The organism is Mesorhizobium sp. CO1-1-11 (assembly GCF_020164995.1).
Taxonomy (GTDB): Bacteria; Pseudomonadota; Alphaproteobacteria; order Rhizobiales; family Rhizobiaceae; genus Mesorhizobium; species Mesorhizobium australicum.
In genome coordinates this window covers 226,115-239,782 of record NZ_JAIUHE010000011.1, presented here as the reverse complement: position 1 = coordinate 239,782, position 13,668 = coordinate 226,115, and the positions used below count along the sequence as shown (strand labels likewise).

The 13,668-nt window shown below is 63.9% G+C and carries 12 protein-coding genes and 1 pseudogene; 1 reads left to right on the top strand and 12 read right to left on the bottom strand.

What is annotated here, in order from left to right:
- The 5 genes and pseudogenes from LB554_RS15440 to LB554_RS15420 all read right to left on the bottom strand — a co-directional run.
- A pseudogene (locus tag LB554_RS15440) lies at positions 1–413 on the bottom strand (IS630 family transposase); the annotation flags it as partial.
- A 346-nt stretch (positions 414–759) separates the two neighbouring features.
- Positions 760–2,022, bottom strand: coding sequence for a cysteine desulfurase-like protein (locus LB554_RS15435; protein WP_224585370.1), 1,263 nt, complete (start codon positions 2,020–2,022; stop codon positions 760–762).
- 38 nt (positions 2,023–2,060) lie between these two features.
- The gene (locus LB554_RS15430) at positions 2,061–2,735 is read right to left on the bottom strand and encodes an amino acid ABC transporter permease (protein ID WP_140614842.1); all 675 of its coding nucleotides are present in this window, start codon (positions 2,733–2,735) and stop codon (positions 2,061–2,063) included.
- A 160-nt stretch (positions 2,736–2,895) separates the two neighbouring features.
- The gene (locus LB554_RS15425) at positions 2,896–3,693 is read right to left on the bottom strand and encodes an ABC transporter substrate-binding protein (RefSeq protein ID WP_224585368.1); all 798 of its coding nucleotides are present in this window, start codon (positions 3,691–3,693) and stop codon (positions 2,896–2,898) included.
- 428 nt (positions 3,694–4,121) lie between these two features.
- Positions 4,122–4,898 carry an HpcH/HpaI aldolase family protein gene (locus LB554_RS15420; protein ID WP_015314094.1) on the bottom strand — a complete coding sequence of 259 codons (777 nt, stop codon included), beginning with the start codon at positions 4,896–4,898 and terminating at the stop codon, positions 4,122–4,124.
- Positions 4,899–5,019: 121 nt separating this feature from the next.
- Here LB554_RS15420 and LB554_RS15415 point away from each other — a divergent pair, with 121 nt between their 5' ends.
- The gene (locus LB554_RS15415) at positions 5,020–6,111 is read left to right on the top strand and encodes an LLM class flavin-dependent oxidoreductase (protein ID WP_224585366.1); all 1,092 of its coding nucleotides are present in this window, start codon (positions 5,020–5,022) and stop codon (positions 6,109–6,111) included.
- A 242-nt stretch (positions 6,112–6,353) separates the two neighbouring features.
- Here the strand turns inward: LB554_RS15415 and LB554_RS15410 are convergent, their stop codons facing one another.
- The 7 genes from LB554_RS15410 to LB554_RS15380 form a co-directional block, all read right to left on the bottom strand.
- On the bottom strand, positions 6,354–6,749 hold the full coding sequence (locus tag LB554_RS15410; RefSeq protein WP_135916832.1) for a RidA family protein: 396 nt from the start codon (positions 6,747–6,749) through the stop codon (positions 6,354–6,356).
- Between the two features lie 76 nt (positions 6,750–6,825).
- Entirely contained in the window at positions 6,826–7,974 is a 1,149-nt protein-coding gene (locus LB554_RS15405; protein WP_224585364.1) for an acyl-CoA dehydrogenase family protein, read from the bottom strand.
- A gap of 207 nt (positions 7,975–8,181) precedes the next feature.
- Positions 8,182–8,994 (bottom strand): enoyl-CoA hydratase family protein, encoded by an 813-nt coding sequence (locus tag LB554_RS15400; RefSeq protein WP_224585362.1) that lies wholly within the window; start codon positions 8,992–8,994, stop codon positions 8,182–8,184.
- Complete coding sequence (locus tag LB554_RS15395) at positions 8,991–9,461, bottom strand: MarR family winged helix-turn-helix transcriptional regulator (RefSeq protein ID WP_015314089.1); 471 nt, start codon at positions 9,459–9,461, stop codon at positions 8,991–8,993. Before LB554_RS15395 ends, LB554_RS15400 begins: the two co-directional genes overlap by 4 nt.
- Positions 9,455–10,213, bottom strand: a complete 759-nt coding sequence (locus tag LB554_RS15390; protein WP_140714137.1) for an SDR family NAD(P)-dependent oxidoreductase — start codon at positions 10,211–10,213, stop codon at positions 9,455–9,457. Before LB554_RS15390 ends, LB554_RS15395 begins: the two co-directional genes overlap by 7 nt.
- A 370-nt stretch (positions 10,214–10,583) precedes the next feature.
- Positions 10,584–12,878 carry a bifunctional salicylyl-CoA 5-hydroxylase/oxidoreductase gene (locus tag LB554_RS15385; RefSeq protein WP_140714135.1) on the bottom strand — a complete coding sequence of 765 codons (2,295 nt, stop codon included), beginning with the start codon at positions 12,876–12,878 and terminating at the stop codon, positions 10,584–10,586.
- A 142-nt stretch (positions 12,879–13,020) separates the two neighbouring features.
- Positions 13,021–13,620: a VOC family protein gene (locus tag LB554_RS15380; protein WP_140714133.1), complete on the bottom strand. Its 600-nt coding sequence runs from the start codon at positions 13,618–13,620 to the stop codon at positions 13,021–13,023.
- Positions 13,621–13,668: the final 48 nt, after the last annotated feature.

The window sequence follows — 13,668 nt, the reverse complement described above, 5'->3', positions numbered from 1 at the left end:
GGCTGCCAGGCTCGCCACCGCTGTCGCCTGCGGGCAACATCAGCGCGCGCCTGCTCAAGGGCGAACAGCGTTTTTTTGAAGCTCAGCCCCTCGCGGCGCAGGAACTGCCACACTGCGTTGTGCGAAACCGTGACCCCGCGACCGGCCAGTTCATCCTTAAGGCCGTGCAACGTCAGATGCGGCGTCTCACGCATGCGCGCCTCTATGAAGGCACGGTGTGGCTCCAGCACTCTCTTGCGATGTCCACCCATCTTGCCAGGCGCTATCGAACCGGTCGCCTGATGGCGCTGCAACAACTTCACTGCCGTCGAATTCGCGATACCGAACCGCTTGGCGGCCGACCGGCGGCTCTCGCCACTCAAAACCGCCGCCACAACCCGCTCGCGAAGATCCTCGGAAAGAGGTCGAACCATATGATGCTGGCCTCCAATCCAGCCAGCATCTTGAATCACAAATCCAACCGAGCGGGAATCCCTTCCGATTCTATCAAGCGATGAACCGCTCTAAGGTCGCAAGCCATGCAAATGGCCGACGTCAGCGCCGCCCCTCATTGTCCTGCCGGACATTTCTCCCCGTATAGTGACCGGGAGAAAAACGCTCTCACGGCCGGTTTCGCCACCACCAAGATTGCGAGCAGGGTGCCGAGGGTGCGGCCAGCCTCTTCTCCCCGTCACTATACGGGGAGAAGGTGCCGGCAGGCGGATGAGGGGCAGCGCGACGGCCCGGATCGATCGGTGCGATTGCCGCGAGCCTGACTCATTACGACAGCTTGGCGATGATGGCGCGCAAAGCCTCACCGAACTTGTGGATCTCCTCGACCGTATTGTAGTGGACCAGCGAGGCACGGATAGCGCCGCTGTCCATGCTGAGGTTGAGGCGCTTCATCAGCCGCGGCGCGTACATGTGGCCGTCGCGGATGCCGATCTGCATCTCGGCCATTTCCTCGACGATCCGCTGCGGCGACAGCTTGCCGATGTTGAAGCAGAAGGTCGGCACACGCTCGTTGATGCGCGCCTCGTCGGCGACGCCGTAGATGGTTGCGCCGCAGCCCTTCAGCACGCCCATCATCTCGCGCGCCAGAATGAGTTCGTAGTCGCGGATAGCGCCCATGCCGGCGACGATGTTTTCGCGTCGCGAGCGGTTGTTGGAGGGCGCCAGATTGCGGCCGATCAGTTCCAGATATTGCACGGCGGCATCCATGCCCGACACGTTCTCGTAGATGAAGGTGCCGGCTTCCACCTTGTAGGGAGGCTCGTCCGGAATGAAATCCTCGCGGAAGGTCGGCAGCCGCTTCAGCGTCTCGAAGCGGCCCCACAGAAAGCCCATATGCGGCGAGAAATTCTTGTAGCCGGAGCAGACGAGATAATCGCAGCCCCAGGCCTGCACGTCGATCAGCCCATGCGGCCCGTAATGCACGCAGTCGAGGAACACTTCGGCGCCGGCGGCATGGGCGATTTGCGCCACCGACGCGACGTCGACGATCGAACCGATCGAGTGCGCCGTCACCGTGCAGGCGACCAGCCGAGTGCGGTCCGAAACCAGCGGCTTGAGATCGTCGACATGCAGATTGCCATCCTCACGCATGCGCCACCACTTGAATTTGGCGCCGGCCGATTCCAGCGCCAGCCAGGTGGCGATGTTGGCGTCGTGGTCCATGTCGGTGATGACGATCTCGTCGCGTTCTCCAAGCATCTGGCCAATGCCGAGGCTGACCAGGCGGATGAAGGAGGTGGCGTTCATGCCGAAGCAGATTTCCGCCGGGCTGTAAGCATTGATCAACAGTGCGACGCTTGTCCGCGCATCGGCGACCGACTGGTCGACGGTGACGCTGCGGCCATAGCGGCCGCCGCGCTGCACATTGTGCGAGACCAGGTGGTTGGTCACCGCGTCGAGCACGCTTTGCGGAATCTGCGCCCCGGCGGCGTTGTCCATGAAGATGAAATCGCCAGCCCGCTGCAGGGCGGGAAACATGGCGCGGATGGTGTCGACGGGAAAGCCGCCGGTGACCTGGGAGTTGCTCAAGGATATCTCCTGCGAAGTGCTTGCGGGGTGGTGAATGGTCAGCGGGCCTTCTCGTCCTTGAAGCGGGCTTCAAGGAGGCTGACGAGACGAACCATCGGCCAAAGGAAGATGAGATAGACCAGCGCCGCGCCGATCAGCGGCGAGGGATTGGCGTAGAGCGACTGTGCATTGGTCGCTTCCTTGAGCAGTTCCGGCAGCGCCACGGTGGAGGCCAGCGACGTGTCCTTGAACATCGAGACGCAGTTGCTGGTCATCGGCGGGATGACGACGCGCACCGCCTGCGGCAGCACCACCTTGCGCAAGGTCAAAAGGAACGGCAGGCCAAGCGCCTGCGCCGCCTCGAACTGGCCGCGCGGAATGCTCTCTATGCCGGAGCGGAACACTTCGGCCGAATAGGCCGACATGATGATGGCGAACGCGGTCACCGCCGACGCCCAGGACGACAGGCGTATGCCGAGGAAAGGCAGCGCGTAATAGATCAGGATCAGCACGACGAGGACCGGCAAGGCGCGGAAAATGTCGGTGTAACCGACCGCCAGCCAGCGCAGCGGCTTCGGCGCATAGAGCCGCAACAGGCTGATCACCAGGCCGATGGGAATGCCGATGCCGATGCTGAGCAGACCGAGCAGCAGCGTGTTCAGGAAGCCGCGCAGCAACGCCGGCAGGCTCGACGCGATGACGTCGGCGTTGAAGAAAGTGTCGATCAGCGACATCGAGGCATTCCCGAACGGTGTTGCGTCATCTGACGCCAGATCCCGACCCGGAACATCAAGATCGGCTTTGCCGAACGGATGCCAGCCCCGGGAAGGTCATGCGTGAAAAACGGGACGTGCCGACCCCTTGGGGCCGGCACGCATTCCGTCTGGCCGCCGCTCAGGCCTTGGGCATAGGCATTTCCTTGACGGTCGAGGAATCGGCCGGCGCGTCGCTGCCGAACCACTTTTTGTGGATCGCGGCCAACGTGCCGTCCTTCTTCATCGCCGTCAGCGCGTCGTTGAGTTTGCCGAGCAGCGGATGATCCTTGGTCATCATCAGGCCGTACTGCTCGCCGGTCTTGATGCGCTGCTTGACCTTCAGGTCCTTCATCTTGGTGAAGGAATATTCCATGCCGGGAATGTCGCTGACGGCGGCGTCGACACGGCCGGCGCTGAGGTCGAGCAAAAGGTTCTGCTGCGTGTCATAGCCCTTCACATCGCTGAAGCCGTCGGCTTCCTGATGCGCCTTGACCCAGGTCTCGCCGGTCGAGCCCGAGAGCACGCCGACGATCTTGCCCTTGAGGTCCGCCTCGGCGTTGACCGCGCTGTCGGTCTTGGTCGCGATACCCATGTCGGAATCATAATAGGGCTGGGTGAACGACTGCGACTTCAGCCGCTCCGGCGTGATCGTGATCGAGGAGATGGCGACGTCGATGCGCTTCGAAGTGGTCGCGGCGAACAGTGCCTGAAAGCCGAGATCGGCGATGTCGGTGGTCATGCCGGCGCGCTTGGCCGCCTCGTTGACGATGTCGACTTCGAAACCCTCGAACGTGCCGCTCTCGTCCTTGTATTCAAAGGGCGGATTGGTCGGGTAGGCGCCGACATTGAGCACATCGGCGGCATAGGCGGTTGCCGGTCCGGCCGCGATGCCGATTGCCGCGGCGACAAGGATGAGATTGCGACGGTTGAGCTTCATTGGTGGTCCCTCTGGGGTGTTCCCTCTGGTTGTTGATCGGGCGGGCTGGCCCGCACGGTTCTTGCCGTCCCGCCTCCCAGCGGGGCGTCAATTCATGATGGCGGCCATGCGCTCGAGCGCAGCCGCGATTTTGTCGCGGTCGCATACGCATTCACGCGCGAAAGGTTGGCGATGGTCTCGGTACGCAGGTCATGGAACTGAGCGCGCGCACCATCGAAAGCGTAGCGCGCACTGGACGATGATTGGGGCTGCACAAACGACAAGGACTGAAACCCCTCCCACCCGGAGCACCATGATGACTGCCCGTAAAGCCCTCCAGGCCGACAGTCGCCATCCATCCTGAATGCTTATCCAAAGCGCGGCGCTTTTCAAGGCAAAAGTTTTAAGCTTAAAAAGTTTCCTGGCTTGATCGCTTGTGCAACCCAGCGCTAGCGCGGGTCCTCCCGCGCCAGTTCGGCCCGGGCGGCGGCATAATTGGCCGCGGCGCCCGCACCCAGGTACATTGTGTCGCTGGCCAGGACGAAGAAGCTGGCGCCGATTGCCGCCCATTGGCCGATGGCCTGCGGGCTGGCGCAGAATATGCCGGAGGTCTTGTCGTGCGCGATCGTCACGCCGACGATCCTGCGGATCGCGTCCGTGAGCTTGTCGGCGCCCTTCGGTCCGATCGCATCGATCGACACGGAGAGATCGCCGGGGCCGACGAAGATCACGTCGACGCCGTCGACATCAGCGATCGCCTCGATGTTGGCCAATCCCTCTGAAGTCTCGACCTGGACCGCCACGACGATCCTGTCATTGGCGCCGGCTAGATATTCGGGAATGCGATAGCCATAACCGGCCGCGCGACCGGGTCCGACGCCGCGCTCGCCCCGTGGCGGATAGCGGGATGCTTTCACGGCCATTGCCGCCTGTGCCGGTGTCGAGACGCGTGGCACCAGCACGCCTTGCGCGCCGCTGTCCAGCGCCGCCTGGATGGCTTCGGGCGCGTGACCAGGAACGCGCACCATCGCCGGCACGCGGTGGACATCGGCGGCGCGCACCATGGTCTCGATGATGTCGCGTGAGATCTGGGCATGCTCCCAGTCGATGCAGAGGAAGTCGAGGCCGGACAGCGCCATCACTTCGACCGCGACGGGGTGAGGAATGGCAGCGAAGGAGCCGACGAGGTTGGCCTTGCCGGTGCAATTCTGGCGGAACTCGCTCATGCCTAGTCCTTTTCTCATCCCGCCAAATTCATATCGACAAACAGGCGCAGGGCGAAGCTATTTCATGCTTGAAATATTTTCGCGGAGCCGTAGCGTGCGATCTTCGCCGGGAGGTCGCGACATGAACAAAGCACATCCGCTGCACGGCTCCAACAAACTGAAGCTTGGCGTTTTCTCGACCAACGCCGATGGCGGCCTTGCCATATCGGATGTGCCGGAACGCTGGACGGCGAGCTGGCAGGACAATCTAACGGCCGCCCGGATCGCCGATCGCGCCGGGCTGGAGTTCATGTTGCCGATCGCGCGCTGGCGTGGCTTTGGCGGCCGCAACAAGGTGCGCGAGCGGTCCTTCGAGACCTTCACCTGGGCGGCGGCACTCAGCATGGCCACCGACCGGATCGGCCTGTTCATGACCGTGCACGTGCCGCTGGTGCATCCGCTCTATGCCGCCAAGGCGCTGGCGACGGTCGATCACATCAGCCAAGGCCGGGCCGGCCTGAACATCGTCTGCGGCTGGAACCCGAAGGAATTCGGCATGTTCGGCACGCCGCTGGTCGAGAAGGGCTACGACCAGGCGGCCGAATGGATCGAGATCCTCGAGAAGCTCTATGCATCGGCGGAGCCGCTGGACTACGAAGGCACCTATTATCACCTCAAGGAGGCGGTCAGCCGGCCGGCCAGCCTGCAGGTTCCGCGCCCCGTGACCATGAACGCCGCTTTCGGCGGCCCCGGCCGCGATTTCGCCGCGGCCCATTGCGACTACCTGTTCACGACCTTTTCCGAGATGGCCGATGCCGGCAAGCATGTCGCCGACATCAGCGAGCGAGCCGACAAGGTTGGCCGGCAGGTCGGCGTCTACACCGTGGCCCATGTCGTCTGCCGTCCGACCATGGAAGAGGCGCAGGCCTATTATAACAGGTATGCCGTCGATCTGGCCGATCACGAGGCGGTCGATGCGCATATGGCCGGCAAGAAGGAATTCTCGCAGTCGCACGACCCGCATGCCTATGACCGCTACCGGCAGCGTTTCGCCGGCGGCGCCGGCACCTATCCGCTGGTTGGAACGCCGCAGACGATCGTCGCCGAAATGGCCGCCATTGCGGAGCACGGCTATCAAGGCATCGCCCTGTCCTTCGTCAACTACACCAGGGAATTGCCCTATTTCTGCGACCACGTACTGCCGTTGCTCAGGCAGGCCGGGCTTCGCGGGTAGCAGCGATGCCAAGGGGATGATCGGTGGCCTAGCCAGGATTTCAACGTCGTCATCCCTGGGCGGAGCAGGAGCGAAGCTCCGTCGCGGAGACCCTGGGATCCATGCCGCGATCTTAGCGACGGAGTGCGGCGGAGCAGAATTCCGGACCGCTGCAACGCTTTGATTTCACGGCATGGATCCTGGGGTCTGCGCCGCGTCGCTGCGCTCCTTGCTTCGCCCCAGGATGACGAAGCGATGGGCGTTTATTCCGGAATAACGGCGGTCGCCTGGATCTCCACCTTGGCGCGGTCCTCGACCAGCGCCACCACCTGCATGGCGGCCATCGCTGGAAAATGCCGGCCGATCACCTCGCGATAGGCCTCGCCGATCCCCTTGAGGTTGCCGAGATATTCGGCCTTGTCGGTAAAATACCAGGTCATCGAGGTGATGTGCCGTGGCTCCGCGCCGGCCTCGGCCAGCACCGCGACGATGTTCTGAAGCGTCTGCCGCACCTGGCCGGCGAAATCGTCGGTCTCGAACTGGCATTGCCCGTTCCAGCCGACCTGTCCGCCGACGAAGACGAGCCTGCCGCGCGCGGCCACGCCATTGGCGTAGCCGACCGGTTTTGCCCAGCCTTCCGGCTGCAGGATCTCGTGCATGTCGTCTCTCCGCCTGTCCAATATCGGGTCCGCAATATCCGTCTCGAAAACATTTCCGTCCGTGGTCACGACCTGTTCAGGCCGCGCCCATTACTTGCCGTGCGATCACAACCTTCTGCACGTCCGATGCGCCCTCGTAGATTCGCAGCGCGCGGATCTCGCGATACAGGCTCTCGACGATATGGCCCTTGCGGACACCATCGCCGCCATGCAGCTGCACCGCTTTGTCGATCACCTCCTGCGCCTTGTCGGTGGCGAACAGTTTGGCCATCGCCGCCTCGCGCGTCACCCGCGCCGCACCCATGTCCTTGGTCCATGCGGCGCGATAGACCAAAAGCGCCGCCGCATCGACGTCGAGCGCCATGTCGGCGATGTGTCCCTGCACCATCTGCAGTTCGGCCATCGGCGCGCCGAACAGTTTGCGCTCGGCCACCCGCTTGATGCTTTCATCGAGCGCGCGGCGGGCAAAGCCGAGTGCCGCCGCGCCGACGGTCGAGCGGAACACGTCGAGCACCGACATGGCGATGCGGAAACCGTCGCCAGGCTTGCCGATCAGGGCCGAGGCGGGCAACCGCACCCCGTCGAAAGACAAGCGCGCCAGTGGATGCGGCGCGATCACTTCCAGGCGTTCGGCGATACCGAGCCCCTTTGCATCGCCCGGCACCAGGAAGGCAGAGAGCCCCTTGGCTCCGGGCGCCTCGCCGGTGCGGGCGAAGACGACATAGATGTCCGCAATGCCGCCATTCGATATCCAGGTTTTTTCGCCCGTGAGAACATAGCTGTCGCCGTCACGGGTCGCCGCCATCTCCATGTTGGCGACATCAGATCCCGAACGCGGTTCCGATAGGGCGAAGGCTGATATCGCCTTGCCGGCGCGTGTCCTCGCAAGCCATTGCTGCTGCTCCGACGTGCCGAACAGACTGAGCGCGCCGGTGCCGAGACCTTGCATGGCGAAAGCGAAATCGGCGAGGCCATCGTGGCGGGCCAGCGTCTCGCGCGTGATGCACAGGGCGCGCACGTCGAGTGGTGCGGGGTTGTCCGTATCGAGCGCCGTCGGCTTCAGCCAGCCGTCCCTGCCCAGTTTCGCGACCAGCTCGCGGCAGGCGGCGTCGACGTCATGGTGGTCGACCGGCAGGTTTTTCGCGCACCAGGCGTCCAGGTCCCCGGCGAGTTCGCGATGGCGGCTTTCGAAGAAGGGCCAGCTGAGGAAGGAGCGGTCAGGCATGGATATCTCCCGTTACGCCTCGTTCCGTCACACCCCCCTCTGGCCTGCCGCTAATCTCCCCCGCAAGGGGGGAGATTAGCGGTTTCACCGATGCCGCCCCTTCCTCAGAGCTGGTAATTGGCGAAAGCCAGAGTGACATCTGATCTCCCCCCTTGCGGGGGAGATGGCCGGCAGGCCAGAGGGGGGTGCCTACGCAACAAGCCATCCTCAATTCCCCTCGAACACCGGCTTTTCCTTGGCCACGAAAGCCCGATACGCCCGTTCGAAATCGCGCGTCTGCATGCAGATCGCCTGCGCCTGTGCTTCCGCCTCGATCGCCTGATCGAGGCCCATCGACCATTCCTGGTTGAGCTGCGTCTTGGTGATGCCGTGGGCGAAGGTCGGGCCGGAGACGATGCGGGCGGCCATGTCGAGCGCGTCGGCCTCAAGTACGTCTGCCGCTACCAGCCTGTTATAGAACCCCCAGCGCTCGCCTTCCGTCGCTGTCATGGTTCGGCCGGTGTAGAGCAGTTCGGCGGCGCGGCCCTGGCCGATGATGCGCGGCAGGATCGCGCAGGCGCCCATGTCGCAGCCGGCAAGGCCGACGCGGGTGAACAGGAACGCCGTCTTGGCTTCCGGCGTGGCGATGCGGATATCCGAACTCATGGCGATGATGGCGCCGGCGCCGACCGCCACGCCGTCGACCGCGGCGATGAGCGGCTTGCCGCAATTCAGCATCGCCTTGACGAAATCGCCGGTCATGCGGGTGAAGGCCAAGAGCTGCTTCATGTCCATCTTGACCAGCGGACCGATAATGTCGTGGACATCGCCGCCGGAGCAGAAATTGCCGCCATTGGAGAGGAACACCACGGCGTCGACGTCGTCGGCATAGACGAGATCGCGGAACGTGTCGCGCAGCTCGGCATAGCTGTCGAAGGTCAGCGGGTTCTTGCGCTCCGGCCGGTCAAGCCGGACCTTAGCGATCCTGCCCTCGACCTCCCACAGGAAATGCGTCGGCTTGAGGCCGGCCATTGCGGTCATTCGCGTCCCTCCCAGTTGCTGCGGAACGAGGTCAGCATGCCGGTCAGCCGGCGCGCATCCTCCTCGCTGACCTTGCCCAGCAATTCGCCGATCCAGCCCTCATGCGCGGCGGCGATGATGGCAAAGGACTTCGTACCTTCCTCGGTCAGCCGAACCATCGAGGTGCGGCGGTCGCCATTGCGGCGCGCGCGCGCCACCAGCCCTTCCGAAACCAGCCGGTCGACAATACCGGTGACATTGCCGTTGGACACCAGCAGGAAGCGCGACAGGTCGCTCATCAGCATGCCCTCCGGCGCGCGGTAAAGTGCTGCCATGACGTCGAAACGCGGCAACGTCGTGTCGAATTCCTTCTTCAGGCGCTCGCGCAGTTCGGCCTCGATCGTGCGCGACGCGCGCAGCAGCCTGATCCACAGGCGCAGCCGGTCCTTGCCGGGTCCCGATGGCAGGGGCAGGGGGCCGGCTACCATGTTTCACCTCCCGAGATCGAAATCGCCTGTCCGGTGATCGATTGCGCCGCGTTGCCACACAGCCAAAGCACGGCTTCGGCAATTTCCCGGGGCTGGATGAAACGGCCTTGCGGATTGGTCGAGGCAAGACTGGCCCGCGCCTGTTCTGCCGAGCGGCCGGTCTTTTCGACGATGCGCTGGATGGACTCCTCCAGCATGTCGGTCTCGACGAAGCCTGGGCACACGGCGTTGACGGTGACACCGGATTTCGCCGTCTCGGCGGCCAGCGCCCGCATCAGGCCGACGACGCCATGCTTGGCCGCGACGTAGGGCGCGACATAGGCGTAGCCCTTCAGACCTGCCGTGGAGGCGATGAACACGATGCGGCCTGCCTTGCGCGCGGCCATGCCGGCCAGCGCCGGTTTCACCGTCAGGAAGGCGCCGGTCAGATTGACGTCGAGCGTCCGCTGCCAGTCGGCCAGCGGGATCTTGTGCGCTGGCGTGCTGCCGGCCATGCCGGCATTGGCAATGACGATATCGAACGGCCCGCGCGCGGCTTCAGCCTGCGCGTAGAGCGCCGCCGTTTCGGTCTCGCTCGTGACATCGGCGGTAATGCCGAAGATGCGGCCGCTTTGGCCCGCGACCTTTGCGAGCTCCGTTTCCCGCCGGCCGCAGATGGTCACGTCAACGCCGGCGCCGGCCAGTGCCAGCGCGATTGCCCGGCCGACGCCGGAGCCGCCGCCGGTGACCAGTGCGTGCTTGCCCGCGATCATGTGGCAATCCTCGAAGGTCGGCGCTGCCTCTTGCGCCAGATCGAAGCCATGACATGCACAGACATTCTGGGACTGGCGATTGGCCCGATGCTTGGTTGCCAGGTGGTTCCCCCAATCCGTCGTTGCTTCGCAACGCCACCTTTCCCTCCTCCGGAGGGAAAGGAAGGGAGCCTCATGAGACGAGCATCGGCGGCAGAGGGGTCGCACCGTTCCTCTCCCCCGTCGATCGGGGGAGAGGTGGATCGGCGAAGCCGAGACGGAGTGGGGGTCGACCAGCGCAGTGCAAGACCATGCATGCGCGACGCCCCCCTGCATGCTGCGGGAAGGTGCCGGCAGGCGGATGAGGGGCAGCGTGGCGAACGAAAAATACTCATACTTTCAGCCCCGCCGCCGCATCGCGCTCGGCCAGCCGGTAGATCTGGTCGCGCCCGGGCAGATAGGGATCAGGCCATTTGACGCCGCGGTCGCCGAGCGACACCGCCGCATGCAGCGTCCAGTAGGGATCGGCGAGATGCGGCCGTGCCAGCGCCACCAGATCGGCGCGGCCGGCCATCAGGATCGAATTGACATGGTCCGGCTCGTAGATGTTGCCGACCGCCATCGTCGCCATGCCGACTTCGTTGCGGATGCGGTCGGAAAACGGCGTCTGGAACATGCGGCCATAGACCGGCTTTGCCAGCACCGAAGTTTGTCCTGCCGAGACGTCGCAAATGTCGACGCCGGCCTCATGCAACAGCCGCGCGATCTCGACCGCGTCGGCGGGTGTCACGCCTTCGATGCCGACCCAGTCATTGGCAGAAATACGCATCGAGATCGGCTTGTGCGCCGGCCAGGCGGCGCGCACCGCGTGGAAAACCTCGAGGGGATAGCGCATACGGTTTTCCAGCGAACCGCCATAGGCGTCCGTGCGGCGGTTGGTGACCGGCGTGATGAAGGACGACAGGAGATAGCCATGGGCGGCGTGGATCTCCAACATGTCGAAGCCGCAGCGATCGGCCATCTGCGCCGAAGCCACGAACTCGTCGCGCACTCTGTCCATGTCGGCGCGGTCCATCGCCTTCGGCACCTGATTCTGCGGCGACCACGCCACGGCGGATGCCGCCATGACTGGCCAGTTGCCTGATGCCAGCGGTACGTCTGTTCCTTCCCAGCCGAGCCGGGTCGAACCCTTGGCGCCGGAATGGCCGATCTGCGCGCAGATCTTCGCTTCGGTCTCGGTATGGACGAAGCCGACCAGCCGTTTCCAAGCCGCCTCATGTTCAGGCGCGTAGAAGCCCGGGCAGCCGGGCGTGATGCGCCCTTCCGGACTGACGCAAGTCATCTCGATATAGATGAGCCCGGCGCCGCCCTTGGCACGCTCGGCATAGTGGGTGAAATGCCAGTCCGTCGGGCACCCGTCGACAGCCTTGTACTGCGCCATCGGCGAGACAACGACGCGGTTTAGCAGCCGCATGTCGCGCAGCTTGAACGGCGCGAACATCGGCGCCCGGCGCAGCCTGTTGCCACCGGCACCCGCCTGGCGCTGGAACCATTCTTCGGCGCCGCCCAGCCATTCGGCATCGCGCAGCCGCAGATTCTCGTGGCTGATGCGTTGCGAGCGGGTCAAAAGCGAATAGTTGAACTGCACCGGATCGAGGCCGAGATAGCGCTCGACCTCCTCGAACCATTCCAGCGAATTGCGCGCCGCCGACTGCAGCTTCAGCACCTCGGTGCGGCGGGCGTCCTCATATTTACGGAAGGCGGCCTCGAGGTCCGGTTCGGTCTCGACATAATCGGCCAGCGCCACCGCGCTTTCCAGCGCCAGTTTGGTGCCGGAGCCGATCGAGAAATGCGCCGAGGCCGCCGCGTCGCCCATCAGCGCCAGATTCTTGTAGGACCAGCGCTCGCACAGCACGCGCGGGAAGTTGATCCAGGCCGAGCCACGGATGTGGTTGGCATTGGTCATCAGCGCGTGGCCGCCAAGATGCTTGGCAAAGATGCGCTCGCACACCGCGATGGACTCCTGCTGAGACATCGCGCCGAAGCCGAAGGCGGCCCAGGTCTGTTCGCTGCATTCGACGATGAAGGTCGCGGTCTCGCTGTCGAACTGGTAGGCGTGCGCCCACACCCAGCCATGCTCGGTCTTCTCGAAGATGAAGGTGAAGGCGTCGTCGAATTTCTGGTTGGTACCGAGCCAGACGAACTTGCATTTGCGTGTGTCGATGTCGGGCTTGAAGATATCGACGAACGTGTTGCGCGCCCTGGAATTCAGTCCGTCGGCGGCGACGACCAGGTCATGCGTCTCCATGTAGGGGCGGGGATCGGCGATGTCGGTTTCGAACATCAGCTTGACGCCGAGTTCGCGCGCGCGGCGCTGCAAGAGGACCAGCAGCCGCTTGCGGCCGATGCCGCAGAAGCCGTGGCCCGACGAGACCGTGCGCACGCCGTCATGGATGACGGCGATGTCGTCCCAATAGGCAAAATGCTTCTTGATCCAGACGGCGCTGACCGGATCATTCTCAGCAAGATTGTCGAGCGTCTCGGCCGACAGGACCACGCCCCAGCCGAACGTGTCGTCGGCGCGGTTGCGCTCGAAAACCGTCACGTCGTGCGCGGCGTCCCTCAGCTTCATCGAAATGGCAAAGTAGAGGCCGGCTGGTCCGCCGCCGAGAACCGCAACCTTCATTTGTGCGATCTCCTCTTCGCTTGCTATGCCTCAGTATCGCGCCGGAGGTAGGATATTTCAAGCTTAAAGTTTTATATCGAAATGATTATGCGAGCGTGGGTGGCGCGCTTGCCGGGACATCCTGCAAGCGCGCCGCGAGAGATTATTTCTCCGGATTCTTCGGGCTCCACAGCACGGTCTCGGCACCCTTCTCATAGGCCATGCCCGAGGGATAGCTGATCGCCTCCAGTTGCAATCCCCAGGGCGCCTGGAAATAGAGGATGGTCTGGCCGGCGGCGGGTCCTTCCTTGACCGGCAGCGGCCCCAATCTGGTCTTGACGCCGTTGGCGTCGAGATAGGCTTTCGCCGCCGCGACGTCGTCGACATAGAAGGCGATGTGAAAACCGCCAATGTCGCTGTTCTTCGGCGTCACGTCCTTCTGGTCGGGTGCTGTGTATTTGAACAGTTCGATGTTCGATCCCGTGCCGCAGCGGACCATGGTGATCTGCTCGATGACAGCCTTGGGATCGACGCCCAGCACATCCTGCATGAAGGTGCCCTTGTCGTCGGCGAACGGGCCGAACGACATCGCCTTCTTGCAGCCGACCACGTCGGTAAAGAAGTCGACCGCCTGCTTCATGTCGGGAACCGTGATGCCGGTGTGGTCGTGCCCGCGCATGCCGGGAATCGAGCTCGCTGCGGCCATGCCTGCGCTGCCGAGAATAGCGGCCGCGAGCGTTGCATTTCGGATTATCATCTTCATGTCAGTTTCTCCTCCATTGGCGGGGCTTTGTCATTAGCCAGCCGCACG